This window comes from Arthrobacter sp. 10T44 (assembly GCF_056393885.1).
The window spans coordinates 1-23,198 of the sequence record NZ_JBFTGT010000014.1 but is presented as its reverse complement, the minus strand read 5'-3'; the positions used below and the strand labels follow the sequence as shown (position 1 = coordinate 23,198).

The following is a 23,198-nucleotide window of genomic DNA, read 5'->3' as shown; positions in this document are numbered from 1 at the left end:
GCGGCGTTGGCGTTGGAGGTGGGGATTGCTGCGGTGGCGTAGGTGTTGATGGTGACAGTGCCGGTGGGCATGCGGGTGCGGCCGACTTCGGTGCCGTTGACGTAGATGACGACGCCGTCGTCGGCGACGGTGGTGAGTTTGAGCGCGGTGACGGCGGAGGCGSTGGGGATGGAGAAGCTGCGCAGGAAGTAGGCGGCCAGGGGGCGGGCGYTGGTGGTGGCGGAGGGGTTGAGGTTGGTTCCCAGCGGGGTTGAGCCGTAGCCCAGGGCGCCGGGWCCGGTGTTCCAGGCGGAGCCGATACCCCGGTCCCGGTGCTGCCGTCTCCGAAGGCCCATCCGTACCCGGTGATGCCGGCGTCGTCGGTGGAGGCGCTGGCATCGAAAGCCGCGGTCAGACCGGAGGCCGAGGCGGTGAACGACGCCACCGGCGCGGCATTCACCGTGAAGGGAACGCGTTGCACCGCAAGGACGGCCGAGGTGTCGACGACAGTCACCTTCAGCCATTCATCCATCGTTGCTCCGCCTTCCACCGTGATCCTGGAAAAGTTCGGGACCGGGGTGGTAAGTCCGTAGTATGACAGCCACGTCGACGACGTCAGCGGGCGGTCGCTGGCGAAGCTGTGAGTGTCCCCGTTGAAGAGGAAAACCGGGAGTTGATAGGCCAGGGATTCGGAGGCGAAGGCTTTCACCAACGGTTCGTAGGCGGTGCGGCTTGGGGTTCCCTTGAACATATCGGCCTGGGTCGTGAAGACCACGGCACGGCTGGCGTTCGCGGTGGCACGTTGGAAGGCAGCATGAATGAGGGCAATGCCGGCGTCGGTTCGTGCATTGACTTCGGCGGTCTGGGCACTCGTCGGCGCTGAATATCCGCTCCAGGTTGCCAGATCGTTGGCCGAGCCCACGATGTGCACCGCGGCGAACGTGAGGCCTTCCCGGTCGTAGAGCACGTTCTCCGGATAGCCGGACTGCGCCGTGACGCTGGCCGCGTTCCGTCCGAGCGTAGTGCCGGGAGCCGGGAAAAAGACCTGGCGCAGGGCGGCCAGGCGGTCGAGCGGATTGGCGGCACCCACGGAGGCACCCGAACAGTCGGCCCATTCATTGTCGCCGGGCGTATAGACCAGCGGATCGGCAAAAGTGTCGAAATTCGCCCTGATGGTCGCGTAGTACGAGTCGGAGCAATTAGGCGGGCCACCGATGTCGCCGAGATGGGTCACCAGCTGCACTTGGGGATCCGCATTGATCTGCCCGATCCGCTGCGGGAAAACGCTAAGCTGCGTGGAGCCGTAGGGAGTGTCCCCGATCACGGCGAAGCTGAAGGGGGTAGCGGCCGCAACCGTTTCCGCGGCGGCTGCGGTGAAGGTCAGGGACAGCGCGATGGCGGCCAGCGCTGAAACGAGCTTGAGCTTCACCGACATCTCCTCGCATTAGGACAGCTAATCCTGGAGACCGTTCCTGCCGCAATCACGGTTCGGGTGGCCCAGATCCGGGTGCCGGTAGCCGCTCCAAACCGTCTCGGGTACCGAAAGGCTACAAGTGGGGCATCCGGTTGTCCAGCACACGTCCCGCCGTGAATTCGCACTGTAAATCCGCGCGAATCCGCGGCGGCGCTGCGGACTCACGGGACCTGCGTTCGGCCGGGGTTCGCCGGCCAAGTAGGGCCGGGCCTTTGCGAGTGGTCCGTACCCGCCCATCAATGGCCGGCCCAGTAGTCCGGGCCAATTACGCGATGAGACTGCCGGAAAAGACGCGTACTGCTTACTCGCGTGCCCGGCCGGAGGCACTCCTAGGTTTGTCTGATACATCCAGTCAGCAAACACCTCTGGGTACTGAGTAGGTCTCGACAATGTGCTTTTCGAACATCGGCTCCGTGACGGGCTTTTCCAGCTTGTCCTGGCAAGTTTCGGCGCGCTGCGGCCACCGTGTCCCGGCCGTCGGCCCGGTCGCAGACGGCGGGGACAGGGCCGGCCGAACCGCCATCCCGGCATGTGGCAGATTCGGCGGCCCGCAACTCAACTGGCAATCCAGCGTCCGCCTCGATTTGTACTACGTAAAAAAACTGGTCTCTCGCCGGCGACATCATCCTGCGGCCCAACGCCACGATGATGAAGAACCCAGCCGGCGCTTACTAAAACGGGGGAATCATGCCTTTGCTCAAACACGAGCGTCCCATCAGCGCCGAACTGTCGGATGCCAAGCTGGCCGCGGCGCTGGCTGAAGGGGCCGGAGACCTCCTGAGGACCCTGCAGGGCCGGGACACCACCTTCACCCCCAAATCCCTGGGCGCGGAGGGGGACAGGCGCTCCCATCAATTCCTGAAGAAGATGCTGCTCCGCACCCGGCCCAAGGACCAGGTCCTCTCCGAGGAGGCGCCGGACCAGGTCTCGCGCCTGCGGGCCGAACGGGTATGGATCATTGACCCGTTGGACGGGACCCGCGAATTTTCCGAAGGCCGCCGCGACTGGGCAGTGCACGTCGCACTGTGGCAGGAAGGCGAGCTGACGGCCGGCGCAGTCGCGCTTCCCCGGCTGGACATGGTCCTGACGGGCGAGGACGGCGGCGGATCCGCCGCTCCCCACACGGGTCTGAGAATGGCCGTGTCCCGGAGCAGAGCGCCGGAAATCGCCGGCTCCGTGGCCGCAGACATCAACGCCACCCTAATTCCGATGGGCTCAGCCGGGTTTAAAACGTGCGCCGTCGCCAGCGGCGAAGTCGACCTTTACCTGCACGACGGCGGCCAGTACGAATGGGATTCCGCCGCACCCGTCGTCGTCGCCCGTGCCGCCGGATTGCATGTGAGCCGCCTCGACGGCTCGGCACCGCGGTACAACCAGGAAAACCCCTACCTCCCGGACCTGCTGGTCTGCCGCCCGGAACTCAGCGGACTGGTGTTGGCAGCAATCGGCAGGGCAAAACGGCAAAGCCCCCAAACGAAAGGACACGCCGGTGCGTGACGTGACCGAAAGCCCTAGGCGCATCCTTTCCCAGCTTGAGGTTCTCGAGTCCGAGGCCATCTACATCCTCCGGGAAGTGGTGGCGGAGATCGAGCACCCGGCGCTGATGTTCTCCGGCGGGAAAGATTCGATCGTCATGCTGCACCTCGCCGGTAAGGCGTTCGCTCCTGCCCGTATCCCGTTTCCGGTGCTCCATATCGACACCGGCCACAACTTCCCGGAGGTGCTTGAACTCCGGGACCGCATGGTGGCCCGGTACGGATTGAACCTGGTGATCGGATCCGTTCAGGACGCCATTGAGCGTGGGATTGTTCGGGAAGAGCCGAACGGCTCCCGGAACCGGATACAGACCCCGGTGCTGCTGGAAACGGCGGAGAAGAACGGCTTCACCGCCCTGCTGGGCGGTGCCCGCAGGGATGAGGAAAAGGCCCGGGCCAAGGAGCGCATCTTCTCCTTCCGGGACGAGTTCGGCCAATGGGACCCCAAGAAACAGCGTCCCGAATTGTGGAACCTGTTCAATGCCAAGGTCCACTTGGGTGAAAGCATCAGGGTGTTTCCGCTGTCCAATTGGACCGAGCTCGATATTTGGGAGTACATCGCGGCCGAAGGCATCGAAGTGCCCTCCCTCTACTACGCCCACCAGCGCGAGGTTTTCGAGCGCAACGGCATGCTGTTCGCAGCTAACGAGCTCTGCCAACCCGCCGCCCACGAGCCGACATTCACGGAATCGGTCCGCTACCGCACGGTGGGGGATGCCACCCTGACCGCCGCCGTCCGATCCCATGCCGACACCGTAGAGCTGGTCCTCGAAGAAGTCGCTGCCTCCCGGATAACCGAACGCGGGGCAACCCGCGGCGATGACCGGGTCAGCGAAGCGGCGATGGAAGACCGAAAGAAAGAAGGCTACTTCTGATGGACCTGCTGCGATTTGCCACTGCCGGATCGGTCGACGACGGCAAGAGTACCCTGATCGGTCGCCTGCTGTACGACTCCAAGTCCATCTTCAGCGACCAGCTGGAAGGAGTTGAGCGGACCAGCCGTGAAATGGGCTCGGAATACACAGAACTGTCGCTGCTGACGGACGGGCTGCGGGCCGAGCGGGAACAGGGCATAACCATCGACGTCGCGTATCGGTATTTCGCCACCCCGTCGCGGAAATTCATCATTGCGGACACCCCCGGCCACATCCAGTACACCCGGAACATGGTGACCGGGGCCTCCACCGCGGACCTGGCGATTGTGCTGGTAGACGCCAGGAAGGGACTCGTTGAGCAGAGCCGCCGCCACGCCTTTCTGGTTTCCCTGCTCCAGGTTCCACACCTTGTGCTGGCCGTCAACAAGATGGACCTCGTGGGATACTCGCGCCAGGTCTACGAGGACATCCGGCGGGAGTTCACGGAGTTTGCGGCAAAACTGCAGATCGCAGACCTGACCGTCATCCCCGTCTCCGCCCTGCACGGGGATAACGTCGTGGACCGCTCGGAGAACATGCCCTGGTACGAGGGCGGTTCACTGCTCAACCACTTGGAGAACGTTTACATCGCCAGCGACAGGAACCTGGTGGACGGACGGTTCCCTGTGCAGTACGTAATCCGGCCGCACACCAGCGAGCACCACGACTACCGCGGCTATGCGGGCAAGATCGCCGGCGGGGTGATGCGAACCGGGGACGACGTGATCGTGTTGCCCAGCGGACTGCCCAGCCGCATCGCGTCCATCGAAACCGCCGATGGTCCGGTGGACGAGGCGTTTGCGCCGATGTCTGTGACAGTCCGGCTGGAGGATGACATCGACATTTCGCGCGGGGACATGATCTGCCGGCCGCACAATCAGCCGAGCGTGTCCCAGGATATCGATGCCATGGTCGCGTGGATGAGCGAGGAGCCTCTCCGGCCCGGGCAGAAGCTGGCCCTCAAGCACACCACCCGCAACACCAGGGCCCTGGTGCAGTCCGTGCAGTACGAACTCAACGTCAACACCCTGCACCGGGACGAATCCGCCCCCGAACTTGGGCTGAACTCCATCGGCCGCGTCCGGCTGCGGACGACGACGCCGCTGCTGACCGACGAGTACCGGCGGAACCGTGAAACGGGCGGATTTGTACTGATTGACGAAAACACCCACAGTACCGTCGGCGCCGGAATGATCATCTGAAGCCACTGGCCGGGGCCATCACGCGTCACTTATCGGGGAGGATCAAAAGCAATGAGGTCAGGGAAAGTTTTTCAGGAGGGTCCGCGTGCTGCGACACCGGGCACGGAGCGGATTCTGCTGGTGGGTTCCAGCGGCGGTCACCTGGCGCAGCTGATGTCGCTGCGCCCCTGGTGGTCTGCGCATGAGCGGGCGTGGGTCACCTTTCCCACCGAGGATGCGAAGTCGAACCTCGAGGCGGAGACCGACGTTTCATGGGCGTACTCGCCTACTACACGCAATATTCCCAATCTGCTCAGGAACGCCTGGCTTGCCTATCTCGTGATTCGCCGCTTTCTCCCCACCGTCGTCGTCTCCACCGGCGCCGGGAGCGCTTTCCCGTTCTTCGTCGCGGCCAAGGCTCTGGGCATCGCGACTGTGTACATAGAGGTCTTCGACAGGGTTGAGAGCCCCACCTTGACCGGCCGGCTCTGCCGCCCCTTCTCGGATCTCATGCTTGTCCAGTGGCGGGACCAACTTGGTCTGTACCCGGATGCGCAGTTGCTGGGAAGACTCCTCTGATGAGCAGGGCATCCAGGACAATAACGGTACTGGTGGGAACCGACTGCCATCCGTTCAAGAGAATCATCGACTGGGCCGACAAGTGGGCCCAGTCGAATCCGTCGGACCGGGTGATGGTTCAGTACGGCCACAGCGCACCACCGCGTATTGCCGCCGGCCGGGACTTCGTCTCGCCCAAGGAGCTGGCCAACCTGTTGGAGAGCAGTGAGATCGTCATTCTTCACGGTGGCCCTGCCACGATTTCAGAGGCGCGAAAGGCCGGCCACCTCCCATTGGTGTTTCCCCGGGACCCGCAATACGGGGAACATGTCGATGACCATCAGCAACGGTTCACGCGCTGGTCCGCCGAGAGGGGCCTCGCCATTTGCGTGGAGTCGGCGCCGGAACTGGACGCCCACGTGGCCGCGTCGGCGGAGAACGGCGCGGGAACCCGTCTCCTGACAGAGACCGAAACCTTCGGCGCCGACGAGGCCGCGCAGAAGCTGGCCGCACTGCTGCACAAGCGCCGGACCTCGACGAACCGCGCCTCCGTCGGAGCGCCCGTGGTGCTGTATGTTGCTGCTCCGGCCCACTCCGTGGACACCGTGCTGGAGTCGGTCGGGGGCCGCGCCTCAGTGGCTGTCCTCGGCGATACGCGCCAGCTCTGGCAGCGCGGCATCCTCGACAACGAGGATTGCAGCTGTGGCGTTCCCTTCCATGAGTGCGGGTTCTGGAAGGCCGTCGGCAAGTCCGCGTTCGGCGGTTGGGACGAAGTCGATGTCCGCGGTGTCAGCAGGCTTGCCGACGCCGCCATGCCGGCACGGAGGTTGGGGCCGGCGGCGCTGGCTGGAAGGCGGGAAGGACGGCTGCAGCTGGCCCGGTACAGCGGTTATTACCAGGCCATCTATGCTGCTGCCAGGGATGTCTCAGGTGCAGACGTCCTGGTCGACTCAGGCGAGGACCCAACGCTGGCCTACGCGCTGAGCCATAATCGCGAGATCGACCTCCGGTTCCTCGAGGTCGCCACGGCTGCTCCGTTCTGGTCCAAGACGCGGACCGCAGCCATGCGGGACAAACCGTCCTGGCTGAGCGCAGCATGGGCGGCCCAAGCATTGAGCCGCCACCACATTCCCCGGGCCAGCCTGCCGCCGTCGGCCGCAAACGATAAGCAAGTCGTCGCAGGGGCCTGGACCGAGTTAGGACTGCCCGGTGGCAGTGCCGGCGACGGCGCCGCCGATGGTGCCGCTGGCCGGACCGGCCGGCCCACGGGGCCGTTCCACTCCATGGCTGCACGTCACGCCATGGCCGCCCCTCGCACCAACTCCGTACCCGACCCCGTTGCAGGGTGGTGATGACCATGGACCGGGTCACGGCCATAATTGCCACGAGGGACCGCCCGGAGATGCTGCGACAGGCGGTCAGCGCCGTGCTGGCGCAGACCTACGCCGGATTCATCGAAGTCCTGGTGGTCTTCGACCAGTCCGACCCTGACTATTCCCTCGCCGAGGAATCAGCCTCCCGAAGCGTGCGTGTCCTGACCAACGGGCGGAAGCCGGGACTGGCCGGTGCCCGCAACAGCGGCATCGAGGCAGCAACGGGGGAGTTCATCGCGTTCTGCGATGACGACGACCTCTGGCTAGCGCACAAGATCGAGGCGCAGGTGCAGGTGCTGGCGGACAGTCCCGGCACTGAGTTCGTGACCTGCGATATTACGGTCTCCTACGACGGACAGTCCCACGACCGCCCGTTGGGGAAGTCCTGGATCACTTTCGCCGATCTGCTCCGCGACCGGCACACAGAACTCCATCCCTCGACATTCCTGATGCGGCGCTCCGCCGTTCTGGACGGGTTCGGTCTGGTGGACGAAGACGTCCCCGGCGGATTCGGCGAAGACTACGAGTTTCTCTTGAGGGTCTCCCGCCGGGGGCCGATTGCCCACGTCCGCCGGGTTTCGGCCATGGTCAGGTGGGGGAGCCAGTCCTTTTTCTTCCGCCGCTGGCAAATGATGTGTGATGGTCTGTCATGGATTCTGGACAAGTACCCGGAGTTCGACACGGTGCCCGCCGGGGCTGCCCGGATCAGGGGCCAGTTGGCGTTCGCCCACGCGGCCATGGGTGAGCGGCGAAAGGCTCTGCGCTGGGCGGTATCGGCTGCCCAACGCAATCCCTTGGAACCGCGCGTTCCCCTGGCCGCCGCCGTCGCGTGCGGCATTGTGACTCCGGCCCGCGTTATGGAGGCACTCCACAAACGGGGCCGCGGCATCTAGCGGCCGGCCCCGCCGGTCAACCGCTGACCAGCTTCCGCCAAGCCGCGGCGGAAGGCGCGTCCGTCAGGCGGTAGTCGCCGATCTTGACCGCGGAGTCCCAATACGCCACGAAGAGGGCATTGTTGTCCTTCAGGTACTTGCCGACCTTGGTAAGCCACTCACCACGTCCCGCCCCGCTGGGGTCCGAGGGAATGAGCCGGCTTCCCGTCTCGGCAATGCCGAAGGGCTTTCCCGCCCCCTTGGAGACCGCAACGACGTCTCCGTAGACCTTGGCCGGGTCCGGGTAGGTCGAGGGACCGGCGACGCTCCCGGCGTCGTTGTAGGGATCCCAGGCCAGGACGTTGATGTAGTCGGCCCCCGGGTAGTAGTCCTTCCAGTTCAGCTTCGAAGCCGGGTTCACGGTCCATCCCATGAGGATCAGCGTGGAGTGCAGGTGCTCGTTGTCCGCCTGGTCCTCCAGCCGCGCAATGTGCTGCCACGCCGCGCGGTAGGCGGCCGCAGTGAATTTGCCCTGGGCGATTTCGGCCTCGGGTTCGTGCACGTAGGACCAGTAGGTTTCCTGGTCCCGCGGGGCCGTCTTGAACCAGGCCAGCAGGGCCTCATCGTAGGTGCCGGCCAGCACGTCCGCCGGCAGCGGGCGGAAGGAGATCACCAGGGATCTACCCTTAAACGTTTCCAGCGATGACCAGCTGGACGGAAGCGCATCGTCGAAGAGCCGGACGGTGCCCAGCGAACCGAAGCGGCACTCCTCCCGCGCCAGCGCTTCTTCACGTGTCCCTCCGGAGCTCGATTGTCCAAGGCTGGAGCCGAAGACGGTCCCCGACGTCGGCGCGGGGGCGGGAGTCGGCGCACCGGCAGGTACCTCCTGCATGGAGACGTCATCCACCTGCAAAAACTGGCCCGGTGCCAGGTCCCACGCCAGGATGTTCAGGTCCATGGACGAACAGTTGTAGGCGGCCGTGACATCGAAGGCGATCTTCGTCCAGCTCGTGTCCGTCAGGTTGAAGGAGGACCCGGTGAGCGGGACGTCGCCCTGTTCCTCGCGGACCCGTACCTGACCCGATATGCCGGGGGTGTCGGTACGGACCCAGGCGCTTACGGTGTAGCGCGTTCCGGCTTTGGTGGATCTGACGGTATTGAGTTCATCGTTCAGGACGGCTGTCTGCTTGCGGTTCGTTGTGAGCTCGACGGCGTGCCGGCCACTGTGGCCGCCGCTAACTACGGCCAGCTCCTGGGTGCTGCTGTCATTGGTCCGCCAGCCAGGGGTGCCAACTTCAAAACCGCCGTTTACCACCTGTTCTGCCGAGCCCGCCTCAACCGGATCAGAGCCGGCTTCGGCAAGACCCAGGACAATTGCCAGGGCCGTGCAGCTGCCGGCAACTAACCGCCTGAGGCGGCTCCGGTGCGCGGGGGTCCGCCGGGGCAGGGGCAAGACGGCATCGGTCCCTGGGGTATACCCGGTGTCTCTTGAGCGATTCATAGGCTTGCTCCTGCGCCCGAGGGCGTTGATCACGATGCACAGTGAGACCCGGCTGCGATCAGGGCTTTCGAATCGGGTCAGAGCGGCCGTGTTGATGTGAAGAGACTGTACAACTCTTCGTCACGGATTCCCACAGGTGCTACGCGGGCGGCGTCTCAAATTACTCGTGTATCAGGACAGCAATATCGTGCACAATGGGACCACATGCCGCAGGCGGCAGTTTGGGGGAACCGGCGGAGGGACCGATGATGCGCAACCGGTGGCGGGTACAACGCCTTGTGAGCGGCACAGGCACGTCGCCGTTGGACACTCTGGTGGAGCAGCTCTGGCGCCTCCCGGTCGCTTCGGGTCAGATCCGTGTTGTTCTCAATCCCGCTGCCGACGATGAATGGCGCGAGGTGGAATCGTATTGGGTGCTTCCCAACGCGTCACAGGCGCGGCTGCTGATCCCGCTGGCGACGCCGCAGGTCACGGCCGCCAGTCTGCTCCAGTACCGGGCGTTGCGCCGCGGCAAAGTCAATACGGCGCGAATCCTCTTGGGATCGTTGGCCCGGCTGGGCATACGGCCGGTCCTGACCAGGTTGTGCGTTCAGGAGCGCGTGACTCCGGTGGCGCGGGGAGCCCGGGAAGCGCTGCCGCTTGCCGCCGTGGCGGCCAAGCTCCAGGGCAGCGGCAGGGGGGAGCGCGAGAACTCTCCTGCTTCCGTCCGGGCCGGGCACCAATTGTTCGCCTCGATAGGCATCCGGGAAGGCGATAATCGCAAGCCGACGCTGCAGCTGGTGGACGGGGCGGGGAAGCCGGCCGGCTATGCCAAACTGGCCTGGAATGAGAGCAGCAGTGAGTTTGTCCGGACGGAAATCGGTGCGTTGAGGGCCGTCGGCGCGTCGGCCGGGCCGGTGCGGGCTCCCGCTCTGCTGGCCGTTGGAACCCACGGTCAGTTTTCATATCTGGTGACGGAGCCCCTGCCTCTGGACGTGCGCGCCGTGCGTGGAGGTGTCAAGGGCCCCACCCCTCAGGAGCTCTTCGCCCTGTGCCCCGTTAGCAGGGTGGACACGCTGTCCTCCACCGAACACTTCCAGAATTTGAGCCGCCGGCTGGCTGCCCTTGACCCGGCGTCTGAACCGGAGTTGGCGCAGGCCCTGGCCCGCCTGGAAGAGTTGTTGCGCGCCGGGGATCCGTTGTTGCCGGTGGCCGAACGCTGGCACGGTGACCTTGTTCCCTGGAACACCGCAAGGGATTCCAAGGGTCTCCTGTGGTGCTGGGACTGGGAGTCGTGCGAGCCCGATGCGGTCGCCGGCCTGGACGCCGTGCACTGGATGTTCAGTGTCAGGCGCGAACGCGGCGAGGGTCCGATGGCAGCCAATCTGCTCCGTGCCATGGCGGACGCCGGACCGTTTTTCGAGGCAGCGGGTGTTCGGCGGGACGCCTGGCCCGTGCTGGCGGGGGTCTACGCGATGGTGGTAGCCGAACGGGCGTGGACGCTGGCTGTCCGCAACGGCGGCTGGGCCTCGTCTTGGATCTCCGTGCGGGAGCTGATCGACCTGCTCGGCGCCGCCCAGGGCCTCCTTGATGCCCTTGATGGGCAAGGAGCGGTTGAGGAGTCACCTGCCGGCCCGGCTGCGTCCACGGCACCGCCGGCCTAGGGATCCGCTCAGGCCCAGAGCGGATCCCGCTGGAGATAATCCGCAAGTTCCTTGTTGTGCGGGGCGTAATAGGACGTGAGTTCTTCTCTGGCGGCCTCGGGCATGGTGGACCGGGCGCTGGCATTGAACGTTTGGGTGGTTGGCAGGCCATATGGGGGGATGCCAAGGAAATCGCACACCCGGTTAAAGACGCCCTGGACGTCGTCGTACATATCCTCGCTGCGCAGGACCAGCAGCTGGCCCTCCGGAAACGCGCGGTGCCAGTTCTGCAGCTGGGGCAGATACACGCCCCTGGCGCGGTAGGTGTAAAAGTCATGGGCGGCGCTGTAGTACCGGGAGTCGGCCGCCATTTTCCCGGACTCGCCCTCAAGCCTCGCGTCCTCGGCGGCCAGCGCCGCCTCGAAGCTGAGCGGCTCGACGCCGTTCTGGACCCTTTCCTGGTAATGGGAGTATGCGCGTTCCACTGGATCTCTCAGCAGCGCTATCGCCTTGATATCGGGGGCGACCGCGCGCACCTGCATTGCGATCCGGGGGTCCCAGAGATAATACGGGGACGCCTCCCCGCTGATCGGACGGTAGCCCAGTTTCCGGGACAGCAGATTGCGGTACGACTCCGTGTGGAAGTGCGAGCGATACCAGAGCTCGCCTCGCCCGCGCTCCTTGAAGAAGTAATCAGTACTCTTCTTGCCCCGCACCTGTGGAAAGAGCCCCAGGACCCCGGGGTGCATCAAGAGGTAGTTGTACAGGGAGGTTGTGCCGCCGCGCTTTGCGCCGACGATCAGGAAGTCCGGCGCTGGCCTCGCTCCCACGGTCCCCTTGGCGTAGGACCGGGTGACCAGGTCACCGGCATCCTTCATCCACCGTGGAGCTGCGTCTTTGATGTCGCTGAGTCCAAGCATTGCAGATTCCTCATTGGTCTAGTGAGTGGTTTCAGAAGGAAGGGATTCCAGGGAGGGGAGGGGCTAGGTGGCGGTCGGGGTTTTACGGCGCACGGTGCGGGACAGAAGGGCAAGGTCGTCCAGGTGCAGCCGCTTTCTGTCCAGCCAGCACCATGTGGCAAGGGCGGCCATGCTGGCGGACCCGGCAACAAATACGGCTGCCGTTGACTGGCCCATCAGCACCCTGGTCAGCACGCTGACCGGTGCAACACAGGCGCCGGCGACAAACAGGGCGTAGAAAACCCGCCGCGCGCCGAACTTGATGCCCAGGAAGATACGGCTTTCCACGGAGGCTAGCACCGAGTCCAGCAGGAGGCTGAAGGCCCAGGAAACTGCCGCCCCCGTGATGCCCCAGAGGGGAACCAGCCACAGGTTCCCGATCACGTTCAGGACCAGCACAACCACCTTGTTCGCGGCCATCCACCCGCTTCTGCCGCTCATCATGAGCAGCGCGTCCACATTCCCGGCCATCAGGAACGCTATGGCGCCCACGCACAGCACCGTTAGTGCCGTGCTTCCGCTCTCGAAACCGGGGCCCAGCCAGCCAAGGACGGTCGGGGCGAAAAACATGAACAGCGCATAGATCGGCGCCCCCAGCAGCACTATCCAGCTGACCGTTGTGGAGTAGAGATCCTGAACCTGGCGCGTCTTGTTCTCGCTGAGCAGGGCACTGAACCGCGGCGATATCACCATCCTCATGGCGGTGGAGACGATGAGCCCTACGCTGATGAAGCGGCTCGCGGCCCCGTAGACGCCAGCCGCCCCGGCCCCTGCGATCAGGCCCACCAGCACCACATCGAACCAGATGATCGACTGCTCCACGCCCGACGAGAACCATCGGGGCAACGCAAACTTCCATATCTGGACGTTGAGCTCACGGTCCGGCCACAGGGTCCCCCGGCCGCCGGCACCCCGTTCGTGCGCGTCGACGCGCCGCCACAGAACCATCAGGGCCGCCAACATTCCGATCGCCGCGGGCGCAGCCCATGCGATGGATGCCAGCACCGGGATCGTGCCCAGGCCCAGGGCACCGAGTCCGAGGGCGCCCAGCACCAGCAGGGGGCGGGCGACCGGCAGGCCAATGTTGCCGATCGCCGCATACGGCACAATGCTCCCCAGGCCGCGGGTTGCGGCAAGCGCAACCACCATGATCGCAGCCGCGGGCAGGAACCAGCTTGCCCCCTGCACCGCCTGGACCAGCTGTTGGCTGTCGGCGTCACCCCCGGTGCCGAGTTGGGGCGCAAGCACGGCCATCAGCAGTGCCAACAGGATCCCGACCACGGCGGTGGGAACGAGCAGGGCCATGGTGGCGCCCCGGAGCTTGGACCGGTCCGAGATCTGCAGGCGGGGGAGTACCCAGACGGCAGCGGTATCCATGCCGGCTTTCGCCAGGCCCAGCACGATGGTGAAGATGGCGATGGTCTGCAGCACGACGCCGGAGCCCGCTTCGCCCAGTGCACGCGCAAGGATGAACGTCAGCGCAAAGCCCATGACTGAGCCGATCGCAGCTCCCAGGATTCCGATGATGCCGCCGCGTGCGGCCTGCCGGCGTTCCGCGCTGTGGGGGGAAGCCCCCCGGTCAACTTCCTGCTCCACCCCGGCGGCGCTCACGACGACTTGAGGCTTCCGGCTTTGGAAATTGAATCGGAAACGGACGCCTTGGAAGCTGACTCCGCGAGGAGCGCCTTGGAGACTGTTCCCTGGGCGGCCGCTTTGGGCAAGCTTTTGACTTCCCGGTGCCGGCCCTCCTTCGCGGAGGCTTCCGGGTCAAGGATCCTTCGCCCGGATGGGACCAGTACTGTTCCCGCGAGCTGTGCCTCGATGTCGCTCATTTCGGCGGCGTTCAGAGCCAGCGCATCGATCCGGGTCCGCAGGCATTCCCCGACAAGCAGAACGAAATCGGAGAGACGACCGGCTGCCAGACGGCTCGAATGCGGTGCTGACGGCGGCAGAGCCAGAATGATCACCTGGCCCGAGTCGCGTCCAATGAGTTCCCGGCGGACCGCTTCGGTCACGAAGTCATCGGCGTCGAAGATTGTCCGTCCGCGTTGTGGCTGGAACACCGAGAGGGACTGTACGAGGCCGGATCTGAAGAGGCGGCCGTCGGTTCCGGCAGCATGGCTGTCCAGCTGTAGTCCGGCCGTCAGGACCCTCATTTGGTCCTCCGAGGCCCCCATCATGATCAACTCGACGCGGGTTCCAGCCTCAGCCAGCACGACCGCAAGGTTGGCAGCCACGTCCGAGGGCCGCGAATGTTGAGTCTCATCGATGACTGTCAGGGTGCGCAGCCGGTTGTTTGAGCTCGCCAGGAGCCGTTCACGCACCACACGGAACTGGTCCAGGTCCGCGCCCGCGGCAGGCATCGTTGCGCGGGAGGCGCTCAACCGGACCAGCAGGGGGCCCGCGCCCGCCCCGCGCACGTCGTACCAGTCCCGGACGCGCCGGTCCAGCATATTGACGGCGAACGCAAGCACCAGCCCCAACACGAAGGCGGCCAGCGAGCCGGTGAGCATCACCGTCACCGGCTGGGGGTGATAGCTCACCTCGTTCTGTGCCGCCGGGTTCAGTACCGTACCGCCGTTCGTGTCGATCAGGGACAGCTGGTTCAGCTGCGACTGGACACTCCCGATCTGGGCGAGGATCGAGGGTGCACTGCCACCGGCGCGCGGGAGAGCCTTCTGCAGGCCCGACAGCTGCTGCTGAAGCTGGCCCTGGAGCTTGGACTTCCGTTCCTCAGCCTGGCCTTGGCGGTAGGAGAGGTAAGAATTGGCGAGCGCATCCGCGCCCGCCCTGGCGTTCTGCGCCGTGCTCGAAGTGTAGGAAATCGCCATCGTCGTACCGTTGGCCAACGTCGTGACATTCACCCCGGCCCGGAGCGCCGCGACGGAGTCGCCGTGGGCCAGGTTGGCCGCGGCGGACTGGGCCACCACGAAGGAGCTTGCCAGCTGCTGTTCCGTGGAGGCGTCAAGCAATGCTGAGCTCGCTTTGGCGGGGTTAAAAGGGTCGGTGGTGATGACGTTGAGGTTGACAACGGTGGAAGCCGTCACGGAAGTCGGCGTCAAGCCCAGGTAGACCGCGGAGGCGCCGATTCCCAGGAGGGTGACCAGTGCGATGGTTTTCCATTGCCGTCGCAAAACTACCGCGTAGTGACCGAGTCCGACGGAAGAATTCTCGTCCATTTGTTCCTCAATCTGCCGACAGATCGCCGGCAATACGCCCAAAACGGGAGACCTTACTCAGCGCCGGGCCGGGGCTGATGGCACGACGATATAACCCGGCCGGCCGGGGGCATATAGGTATTTGTGTGCAGGTACTACTTAGGAACTACTCGTTGCCCAGCATTGTGCCGGTTGTCATACTGAACGCCGATAGCCAACCAGCCCGATACCTTCCTAAGAGGACGCCAGGCATGACAACGGACCTCCCGGCCGCGACAGCCGGCGTCGCGGCACCGCACCGAACCTTCGTTCAGCGCCAGGATCGGGAACGACCCGGGGCCACCGCCGAGTTGCCGCGCTGGCCGTTTGCGCTGATCTTCCTGGGTTACCCCCTTTGGTGGCTCGCCGGCCTCAGCGATCTCATTTGGATCGGCGTCGGCGGAATCATGTTCCTGTATTTGGTGCGATTCCGTTCGGTGCGGGTGCCGAAAGGATTTTCGGTGTGGGTGCTTTTCCTCCTCTGGATGACGTGTTCGTCCATCGCTATCGATTCACCGGATCGGATGCTCGGATTTGTTTACCGGCTGCTGGTTTATCTGGCGCTGACTGTCATTTTCGTCTATGTCTATAACGCCAAAGCGCACCTGAAGGTGCAGTACGTGCTCGGCTGCCTGACGGTGTTCTGGGCGGTCGTTGTGCTGGGCGGCTATTTGGGACTTCTATTTCCCACTGTGGTCATCCACACCCCGCTGAGCTTCGTTTTGCCGCAATCCCTGATGCGGAACGAGCTGGTGAACCAGATGGCCATCCGGCGGCTGACGCAGTTTAATCCCACCGCCTGGAGCTACATCGACCCACGGCCCAGCGCGCCTTTCCTGTACACAAACAATTGGGGCGCCGCATATTCTCTGCTCCTGCCGCTGGTGGTGGGCTACCTCTGGCAGATCCGCAGGAGCCGCCGCTTTTGGCTGGTGCTGGCGGCCATTCCGGTCTCCTTCATCCCGGCGTTCCTGACCCTTAACCGGGGCATGTTCCTGGGTCTTGGCATCGCGCTGCTCTACGCCGCCATGCGGATGGCACTGGCAGGAAACCGGAAGGGCCTTGGCGCGCTGCTGGGTATGGGGATCCTGGTGGCGATCATCGTCCAGGTCCTTCCCGTCACCGAACGCCTGCAGAACCGGCTCGGCGTCAGCAGCACCACCGAGGACAGGGAGTCCCTCTACGCCGAGGCCCTGAACGAAACGCTGAAGTCACCCATTTTTGGTTTCGGGGCCCCCAGGCCATCCGTCACCATTGGCGCACCGTCGGTGGGAACACAAGGTCAGATCTGGATGGTGCTCTATTCCCACGGCTTCCTTGCGGCAGCCTTCTTCCTGCTCACGTTCGCCGTCATGTTCTTCTATACGCTGCGGCTCTCGGACCCGGTGGGCCTGGCCTGCAACACCGTCCTGCTGGTGTCGCTAGTGGAAGTGTTCTACTACGGCATGCTCACGTCGGGCCTGGCGCTTATGCTGATCGCAGGGTCAATCGGCCTGCAGAAGGCAGCCGCACTGAAACGGGGGCTGCGACCGCCGGGCAAAGGGGTGTTCCCATCGAACTTCTAAGCGAGCTCCGCAACGATATCAAGGCAAACCGTGGCCAATCCAAGGGCCAGTTCGTCATGGTTCTTTACCGGATTGCGCACGCAAGCCGCAAGCCATTGGATAGACGCCCCCGGCCGCATGCCGTCGTCGTCGGCGCGGCGTACAGGCTGCTGGTGGAGTGGGTGCTGGGCGTCGAGATTCCCTGGCGCACCAAGGTCGGTTCCGGCGTGCGCGTCTACCACGGCGTCGGCGTGGTCATCAATGACCGGACCGTCATCGGCAACAATGTCGGCATCCGGCAGAACGTCACCATCGGCAACAAGGGTGCCGCCGGTCCGTGCCCGGTGATCGAAGACGATGTCGAGATCGGTGCCGGGGCAATCATCGTCGGCGGCATCCGAATCGGCAAAGGGGCCCGGATTGCAGCCGGCGCCCTGGTGACCAAGGACGTGCCACCGGGGTATATGGCGATAGGGAACCCGTCGGTGCTGCGGCCGCCGCTGGCTGTTTCGGCGGACACAACCCCCGCCTGAGCGGCCGTCCGCACTCCGCGGCTATCGGGTGGCGCTATAGACGTCGGTGCCGAAGTGGTTCAATCCGGAAACCCCCGCCATACCAAGATGCGGCAGGGAGAACGTGTCCTCGATACTGGCAAGCAGGCTGTAGTGGTTGTAGAGAGTGTCGGACGAGGTATTGGGACGCACGAAGGGCGAGATCACCAGGGCACCAACCTTCCCCCCTCCCGCACCGAAGACTGCCTGTAGCGGGGCCCCCCGATCGATGTTCTCCCCTTCCTCCTTGTCGCCCTCATCGAAGGTGATGACCAGCATCCCGTCCGCCATAAAAGCAGGGGAGGAGGTGATCGCCGGAACCCACTTCTTCAACCATGCATCAGCCGTGGCCAGACCGCCTGCCACCCCGTCGACGCAGGGGGAATCGTGTCCGTCGTTGCACGTGTTGGGCGTGATGTAGGACAGATTAGGGGTGGTTTCCACCGCTTTCAGATCCGCGGTCAGCCCGGTCAGGTCCACGACGTTCTTGGCGCAATCGGGGGAATCGGTGATCGCAGCAAAGTACACGAACGGATTATGTCGGGTGGCGTACTGGTCGCCGATCCTGGGCGTCTTGGTGGTGTCTGCGGCGTTCAGTTTAGGGTGCCGACACGCGGTGCCCATGTCCTCCATGTAACCCTTCCACGACAGCCCCGCTGAGCTCAGCTGCCCTGCAACGGTGGGCACACTATCCGGGTAGAGGCAGCCGAAGCCGGCAAGCTGGCCGTAGGACGCCGTGCCGGTCTGAGTAAATTCGTGGTAAACGGCACAGTCATGCATGGTCTTGGGGTTGGGGCCCTGTCCCGAGATCTGCGCTATGTAGTTCGGCAGCGAACTCGGCGCCACGGCATAATACGACGTCAGGAGAACGCCTTGCTGCCGCAGCGTCTGCGACAGGTACGGCGCCTGCGATTCCGCGCCCCACGCCCGGTCGTAGCTGGTGTTTTCCAAGTTGATGACAAACACGTGAGCCGGCTTGGTCGCCGCCGCCATGGCCGCGGGGGTGCCGCCCGCTCCCGGTTCGGACCCGGCCGGTTTGCCGCCGCACCCCGCCAGAAGGGATGCCAGGGCCAACGCAGCCACTCCAGCAAGTGCCGCGCCAGCAAGTGCCCGTCCGCTACCTGCCCGTCCGCCAAGGGCCCTGCCGGCGGCTGCTGTGGCCGGCAGCGTCGCCATGCCGGACTGCCGGCGGCGGGTTCGGGCGGAGGTACTGCGGTGCGGCCTCATATTGTTTCCATTCCCTCTGTCAGCTGATGCTGCGGCTTTGTTGGCTCTACAACTAGCACCAGCGTGCGGACCGGTCTATAGGTAGTAACGCCTTCATGGCGGCCCGGACGGCATCCGGAGGCGACCTGCCGGCTCCCCTTCGCCCCGCTCGGGTAGCGCCGCGCCGGGGGCGAGTAGTGCAGCAGATTTGACGGGTAGCGACGGACAGGATTCGGGTAGCCGGATGCCTTTATCCGCCTTACTTTTAGCGGTCACGGCGTCATACTCTTGCTTCACTCTTCGACTCTGAGGAGTGCCTGGTCTTCAAGCATGCGCCTCTTCCTGGCGCATTCCGGTCTCTTTCTAAGGGGGCTCCCTGTGTCGAGGGCGCGCGCTGTTTCAAAAATTGTTGGCCCGCTGGCCATTGCTTCAATAGTGTTCTCGACCCTGGTGGCCAATCCGTCACCGGCCTCGGCGGCGCCGGTGGTGGTGCGGAATGGATCGACGGCAGCGACGGCCGCGGCCTCCTGCTGGGAGATAAAGCAGGACAACCCCGCAGCCACGGACGGCACCTATTGGCTGCTGACGCCGGCCATGGATGCCCCCGCCCAGTTCTACTGCGACATGACCACCGACGGCGGCGGCTGGGTCCTGGTCGGCAAGGGCCGGGAAGGCTGGGTAGTCAACAACAACGGGAAAGGCTCGCCGTCGGCGCTGCGCACTGCCGGACTGAGCCCTATGTCGTCAGCGACGACGCAGTACTCGGCCACTGTGGTGGAGGCTCTACTCAACGGCGGACGTCCGGACGCCCTGGCCGACGGTATCCGGCTCAAACGAGCCATGAATGCGGACGGAACGCAGTGGCAGGAAGCCCGCTTCAATACGAACAAGCAAGACCGCTGGGTCTGGACGTTCAGCGCGGAGCACCAGGTGGCCTGGTATTCCTTCAACGGCGTGCGCGGCGGCGGAGGGCTGACGTCCAACTTCGGGGCCGACGATGCTTACCAGCGGATCTACACGAATTCGCTGACGGACCAGGCACAGGGCTACACCCAGGGCTTCTCCTATGGCCCGACAGTCGCGGGCACCAGCAGCAGCACCAGCTACCTGTGGTCGGCCACGGACGGGCAGGGCTCCGCCCGTCCCTACACGGAGATGTATCTCCGTCCCCAATTTACCTCCCTGGACGCGGGGTTCACGCGCATCGGTGACAACGGCAGCGCCGTGAAAACGAATGCGCCGGTCGCGGCGTCCTTGGCGCTGGACAGCCCCTGGGGCCTGGCCGATCCGGTGACCCCGAAGCGCGAAGGCGACGTGCTGTCACAGGCGTTCGTCCAGAGCGGCAACACGATGTACGTGGGCGGCAACTTCACCGCCGTCCAGCGCACCGCCAATTCCACCGGGGCGGATAAGGTCCCCCAGGCGTTCCTGGCGGCATTCGACGTCACTACCGGCCAACTGCTGCCTGGATTCGCCCCGAAGTTTGACGGCTCCGTGATGTCCCTCGCAGTGCTGCCCAATGGCAACGTCGTGGCCGGGGGCACATTCACCACCGTGAACGGCGCACCGTCGCCCTCCCTCGTGACACTCAACCCCACAACAGGTGCCACGGCGACGAACTGGTCGGCGGTAGTGGAGGACCGCATCGTAGGGGACGTCATGAGGGTGACGGATATGGCCGTCAACGGGAAGTGGCTCTATCTGGGCGGTGCTTTTACCCACCTCGGCGGAGGAAGCCAGCCGACCGCGGTCACCTATGCGCGGGACCTGGGCCGCGTGTCACTGGCCGACGGCACACCGGACCCGGACTGGAACCCCAACATGGACGGGACTGTCATGGGCATCTCGCCGTCCGCGGACGGGAGCCGGGTCTATGCCGCAGGTTTCTTTTCCAACGCCAATGGGATGACTGCGCGCAGGGCTGCCGCCGTGCAGACCGTTGCCGGCGCCCCGTTGGCCACCCCGGCGTGGAACCCGGTCTGGAGTGCCCCCAAGGATTACCAGCAGACCGTGGGGGCCGTCGGTGACCGTGTCTGGGTTGGCGGCTCGGAGCACGGGCTCTTCAGTTTCTCCCCTTCGACGTTTGATCGGCTTTCGGGCAACATTGGCAAGAACCACGGCGATTTCCAGACGATGACGTCGAGCCCGACCGGCATGCTCTACGCCGGCTCGCACGGCCACGACTGGAACTATTCCAACGCGTTCACCTGGCCGGACGTGGGAACCGGCTGGACCGAAGCCGACGCCTTCAGCTATATCGGCGCGTGGGACGCGGGGACCGGCCAGATTGTCCCCACCTTCAGCCCGACCATCACCTGTGCCAAGAAGGCGGAAGGTGTGTGGGCGTCCGTGGTGGACAGCAATGGCACCTTGTGGGCAGGAGGAGACATAGCCACCGCGGCAACGCGAACTTCGGTGTCGAGGTGGGCGGGAGGCTTCGCGCGATTCCCGCAGACGGACGCGACCGCCCCTACCACCCCAGCCAACGTGACGCCGTCGTCGGACGGATCCACGACGGTGAAGCTGACGTGGGGCGCCGCTACGGACAACAGCGGCAGCGTTTCCTACCAGATCCTGCGTAACGACCGCGTTGTCGCCACCACCACCGGGACGAGCATGACCGTCCCGAAGGGCGGGGAAAACCGGTTCTTCGTGCGGGCGGTGGACGCCGCCGGCAACCTTTCCGCCAGCTCGCCGGCGGTGGTCACCAGCGGTGGAAATCCCTCGCCCGTGGCCGCCTTCACCTCCGCCGCCGACGGCTGGATCGAAACCTTCGACGCCTCGGCTTCAACCGACAACGGGAGTATTGCCGACTATGCCTGGAACTTCGGCGACGGCACCACCGGATCCGGCGCCACCGTCAGCCACACCTACGCCGCAGCCGGGACCTACCAGGTCCGTTTGGTGGTCACCGACAACGGCGGCGAACGAGCGGGCCTGACGAAGACGCTGACGATTGTGCAGCCTGCCCCGAAGGATGCCTACGGAGCTGCCGTTTACGGTGAGAATCCCACACTCTACTACCGGTTGGGCGACGGCAGCGGCACCACCGCGGCGGATTCAGGCAGCTCGGATAGCCCGGGGACGTATTCGGGCGGCGTGGCCCTCGGCTCCGCCGGGGGACTGCCGGGCCTGCCGGACACCGCCGCCACCTTTGACGGCACATCCGGCCTGGTGGCCAGCCAAAAGAGCTACGACAACCCCAGCACCTACTCACTGGAGCTGTGGTTCAACACCACCACCACCCAGGGCGGCAAGCTGATCGGCTTCGGGGACCAAGCAACCGGAACCTCCAACAACTATGACCGGCACGTGTACATGCAGGACGACGGCCGGCTGGTGTTCGGCACCTGGACTGGCCAGCCGAACACCATTACCAGCCCCGTCGCCTACAACGACGGCAAGTGGCACCTGATGGCGGCCACGCAGTCCTCCGACGGCATGGCCCTTTACGTGGACGGTGCGAGAGTGGGGACGAATCCGCAAACCCAGGCCCAGCCCTACGCCGGGTACTGGCGGATCGGCGGCGACACGACCTGGGGTTCCAGCAGCCCGTTCTTCGCCGGAACCCTCGATGAGGCGGCCGTCTATCCGGCGGCACTGACGGCGGCAAAGGTGGCCCAGCACTACCACCTCGGCGGCGGCAACCTGGCTCCGGCAGCGTCCTTCAGCTCTGCGGTCAGCGCGGACTCGGCGGCTCTGGACGCCTCCGGCTCCACCGATGATGGCAGCATCGTCAGCTACGCGTGGGACTTCGGCGACGGCACGACAGGCACGGGCGTAACCACCACCCACGCCTTTCCCTCGGCCGGCACCTACCAGGTCACACTGACCCTGACCGACGACCTTGGACTGACATCCTCCGTCAGCCACCCGGTGGCGATCACGCGGCCAGCACCGGCGGATGCCTACGGGGCCGCCATCTACGGCGATAACCCCACGCTGTACTACCGGGTGGGTGAAAGCGACGGCACCACCGCGCAGGACTCCAGCCCGGCCGGCAGCGCCGGAGACTACTCGGGCGGCGTCACCCTGGGAGCTGCCGGGGCGCTGGCGGGAGGGGCAAGCACCGCGGCCACCTTTGACGGCAACTCCGGCCTGGTCGCCAGCCGCAGCTCCTTCACGAATCCGTCAACCTACTCCCTGGAGGTTTGGTTCAACACCACCACCACCCGGGGCGGGAAGCTGATCGGGTTCGGAAACCGCGCGACGGGAACCTCGGACAATTACGACCGGCATGTGTACATGCAGGATGACGGCCATTTGGTGTTCGGAACGTGGACAGGTCAAATGAACACGATCACCACGCCTGCTGCCTACAACGACGGGCTGTGGCACTCGGTGGTGGCCACGCAGTCTTCCAACGGCATGGTCCTCTACGTGGACGGTGCCGAGGTGGGAACCAATCCGCAGACGGCGGCCCAGGACTACACGGGCTACTGGCGGATCGGCGGCGATACGACCTGGGGTTCCAGCAGTTCGTTCTTCGCCGGCACCCTCGACGAGGCTGCCGTCTACCCGTCGGCACTGACGGCGGCGCAGGCGGCCAAGCACCACGAACTCGGCACCACCGTGCCGCCGGTGAACAAGGTGCCGGTGGCATCGTTCACTTCGACGGTGAAGGATCTGGGCATCACGGTGGACGGGTCCGGCTCCTCGGATTCGGATGGCACGGTTGACTCCTACGCCTGGGACTTCGGAGACGGGTCCAATGGTCAGGGTGCGACGGCGA

Annotated in this window: 16 protein-coding genes and 1 pseudogene; 10 read left to right on the top strand and 7 right to left on the bottom strand. The window is 65.1% G+C overall.

Annotation, left to right across the window (positions count from 1 at the left end):
* Positions 1-335: hypothetical protein (locus AC1DBL_RS16570; protein WP_476926506.1), on the bottom strand; the 335-nt coding region annotated here is incomplete at its 3' end.
* A gap of 23 nt (positions 336-358) precedes the next feature.
* Positions 359-511: pseudogene (locus AC1DBL_RS16565) on the bottom strand (hypothetical protein); the annotation flags it as partial.
* A gap of 1,629 nt (positions 512-2,140) precedes the next feature.
* Here AC1DBL_RS16565 and AC1DBL_RS16560 point away from each other — a divergent pair.
* The 6 genes from AC1DBL_RS16560 to AC1DBL_RS16535 are packed head-to-tail and all read left to right on the top strand — an operon-like array spanning position 2,141 to position 7,907.
* A complete protein-coding gene (locus AC1DBL_RS16560; protein ID WP_476926505.1) occupies positions 2,141-2,950 on the top strand; it encodes a 3'(2'),5'-bisphosphate nucleotidase CysQ in 810 nt (269 codons plus the stop codon).
* A complete protein-coding gene (cysD, locus tag AC1DBL_RS16555) occupies positions 2,943-3,863 on the top strand; it encodes a sulfate adenylyltransferase subunit CysD (protein ID WP_441417818.1) in 921 nt (306 codons plus the stop codon). The genes AC1DBL_RS16560 and cysD overlap by 8 nt, the downstream gene beginning before the upstream one ends.
* The gene (locus AC1DBL_RS16550; protein WP_441417817.1) at positions 3,863-5,104 is read left to right on the top strand and encodes a sulfate adenylyltransferase subunit 1; all 1,242 of its coding nucleotides are present in this window, start codon (positions 3,863-3,865) and stop codon (positions 5,102-5,104) included. Before cysD ends, AC1DBL_RS16550 begins: the two co-directional genes overlap by 1 nt.
* A 51-nt stretch (positions 5,105-5,155) precedes the next feature.
* On the top strand, positions 5,156-5,662 hold the full coding sequence (gene pssD, locus AC1DBL_RS16545) for a PssD/Cps14F family polysaccharide biosynthesis glycosyltransferase (protein WP_476892540.1): 507 nt from the start codon (positions 5,156-5,158) through the stop codon (positions 5,660-5,662).
* Positions 5,662-6,993: a glycosyltransferase gene (locus AC1DBL_RS16540; RefSeq protein ID WP_476926504.1), complete on the top strand. Its 1,332-nt coding sequence runs from the start codon at positions 5,662-5,664 to the stop codon at positions 6,991-6,993. Before pssD ends, AC1DBL_RS16540 begins: the two co-directional genes overlap by 1 nt.
* Positions 6,993-7,907: a glycosyltransferase family 2 protein gene (locus AC1DBL_RS16535; RefSeq protein WP_476892538.1), complete on the top strand. Its 915-nt coding sequence runs from the start codon at positions 6,993-6,995 to the stop codon at positions 7,905-7,907. Before AC1DBL_RS16540 ends, AC1DBL_RS16535 begins: the two co-directional genes overlap by 1 nt.
* 16 nt (positions 7,908-7,923) lie before the next feature.
* Here AC1DBL_RS16535 and AC1DBL_RS16530 read toward each other — a convergent pair whose 3' ends face one another.
* Complete coding sequence (locus AC1DBL_RS16530; RefSeq protein ID WP_476926503.1) at positions 7,924-9,201, bottom strand: carbohydrate binding domain-containing protein; 1,278 nt, start codon at positions 9,199-9,201, stop codon at positions 7,924-7,926.
* A gap of 464 nt (positions 9,202-9,665) precedes the next feature.
* Here AC1DBL_RS16530 and AC1DBL_RS16525 point away from each other — a divergent pair, with 464 nt between their 5' ends.
* Complete coding sequence (locus AC1DBL_RS16525; RefSeq protein WP_476926502.1) at positions 9,666-11,030, top strand: hypothetical protein; 1,365 nt, start codon at positions 9,666-9,668, stop codon at positions 11,028-11,030.
* 8 nt (positions 11,031-11,038) lie between these two features.
* Here the strand turns inward: AC1DBL_RS16525 and AC1DBL_RS16520 are convergent, their stop codons facing one another.
* The 3 genes from AC1DBL_RS16520 to AC1DBL_RS16510 all read right to left on the bottom strand — a co-directional run bounded on the left by AC1DBL_RS16520 (position 11,039) and on the right by AC1DBL_RS16510 (position 15,147).
* On the bottom strand, positions 11,039-11,929 hold the full coding sequence (locus AC1DBL_RS16520; RefSeq protein ID WP_476926501.1) for a sulfotransferase family protein: 891 nt from the start codon (positions 11,927-11,929) through the stop codon (positions 11,039-11,041).
* A gap of 63 nt (positions 11,930-11,992) precedes the next feature.
* Positions 11,993-13,579 carry a lipopolysaccharide biosynthesis protein gene (locus tag AC1DBL_RS16515; RefSeq protein ID WP_476926500.1) on the bottom strand — a complete coding sequence of 529 codons (1,587 nt, stop codon included), beginning with the start codon at positions 13,577-13,579 and terminating at the stop codon, positions 11,993-11,995.
* Positions 13,576-15,147 (bottom strand): hypothetical protein, encoded by a 1,572-nt coding sequence (locus tag AC1DBL_RS16510; RefSeq protein ID WP_476908826.1) that lies wholly within the window; start codon positions 15,145-15,147, stop codon positions 13,576-13,578. The genes AC1DBL_RS16515 and AC1DBL_RS16510 overlap by 4 nt, the downstream gene beginning before the upstream one ends.
* A gap of 230 nt (positions 15,148-15,377) precedes the next feature.
* Between AC1DBL_RS16510 and AC1DBL_RS16505 the strand changes: the two genes are divergently transcribed.
* Both AC1DBL_RS16505 and AC1DBL_RS16500 read left to right on the top strand, forming a co-directional pair.
* A complete protein-coding gene (locus tag AC1DBL_RS16505) occupies positions 15,378-16,730 on the top strand; it encodes an O-antigen ligase family protein (RefSeq protein WP_441417808.1) in 1,353 nt (450 codons plus the stop codon).
* 95 nt (positions 16,731-16,825) lie between these two features.
* A complete protein-coding gene (locus tag AC1DBL_RS16500; protein ID WP_476892532.1) occupies positions 16,826-17,242 on the top strand; it encodes a serine acetyltransferase in 417 nt (138 codons plus the stop codon).
* A gap of 21 nt (positions 17,243-17,263) precedes the next feature.
* Here the strand turns inward: AC1DBL_RS16500 and AC1DBL_RS16495 are convergent, their stop codons facing one another.
* A complete protein-coding gene (locus AC1DBL_RS16495) occupies positions 17,264-18,343 on the bottom strand; it encodes an alkaline phosphatase family protein (protein WP_476916732.1) in 1,080 nt (359 codons plus the stop codon).
* A gap of 558 nt (positions 18,344-18,901) precedes the next feature.
* Here AC1DBL_RS16495 and AC1DBL_RS16490 point away from each other — a divergent pair.
* On the top strand, positions 18,902-23,198 hold a 4,297-nt coding region (locus AC1DBL_RS16490; RefSeq protein ID WP_476926499.1), incomplete at its 3' end, for a LamG-like jellyroll fold domain-containing protein.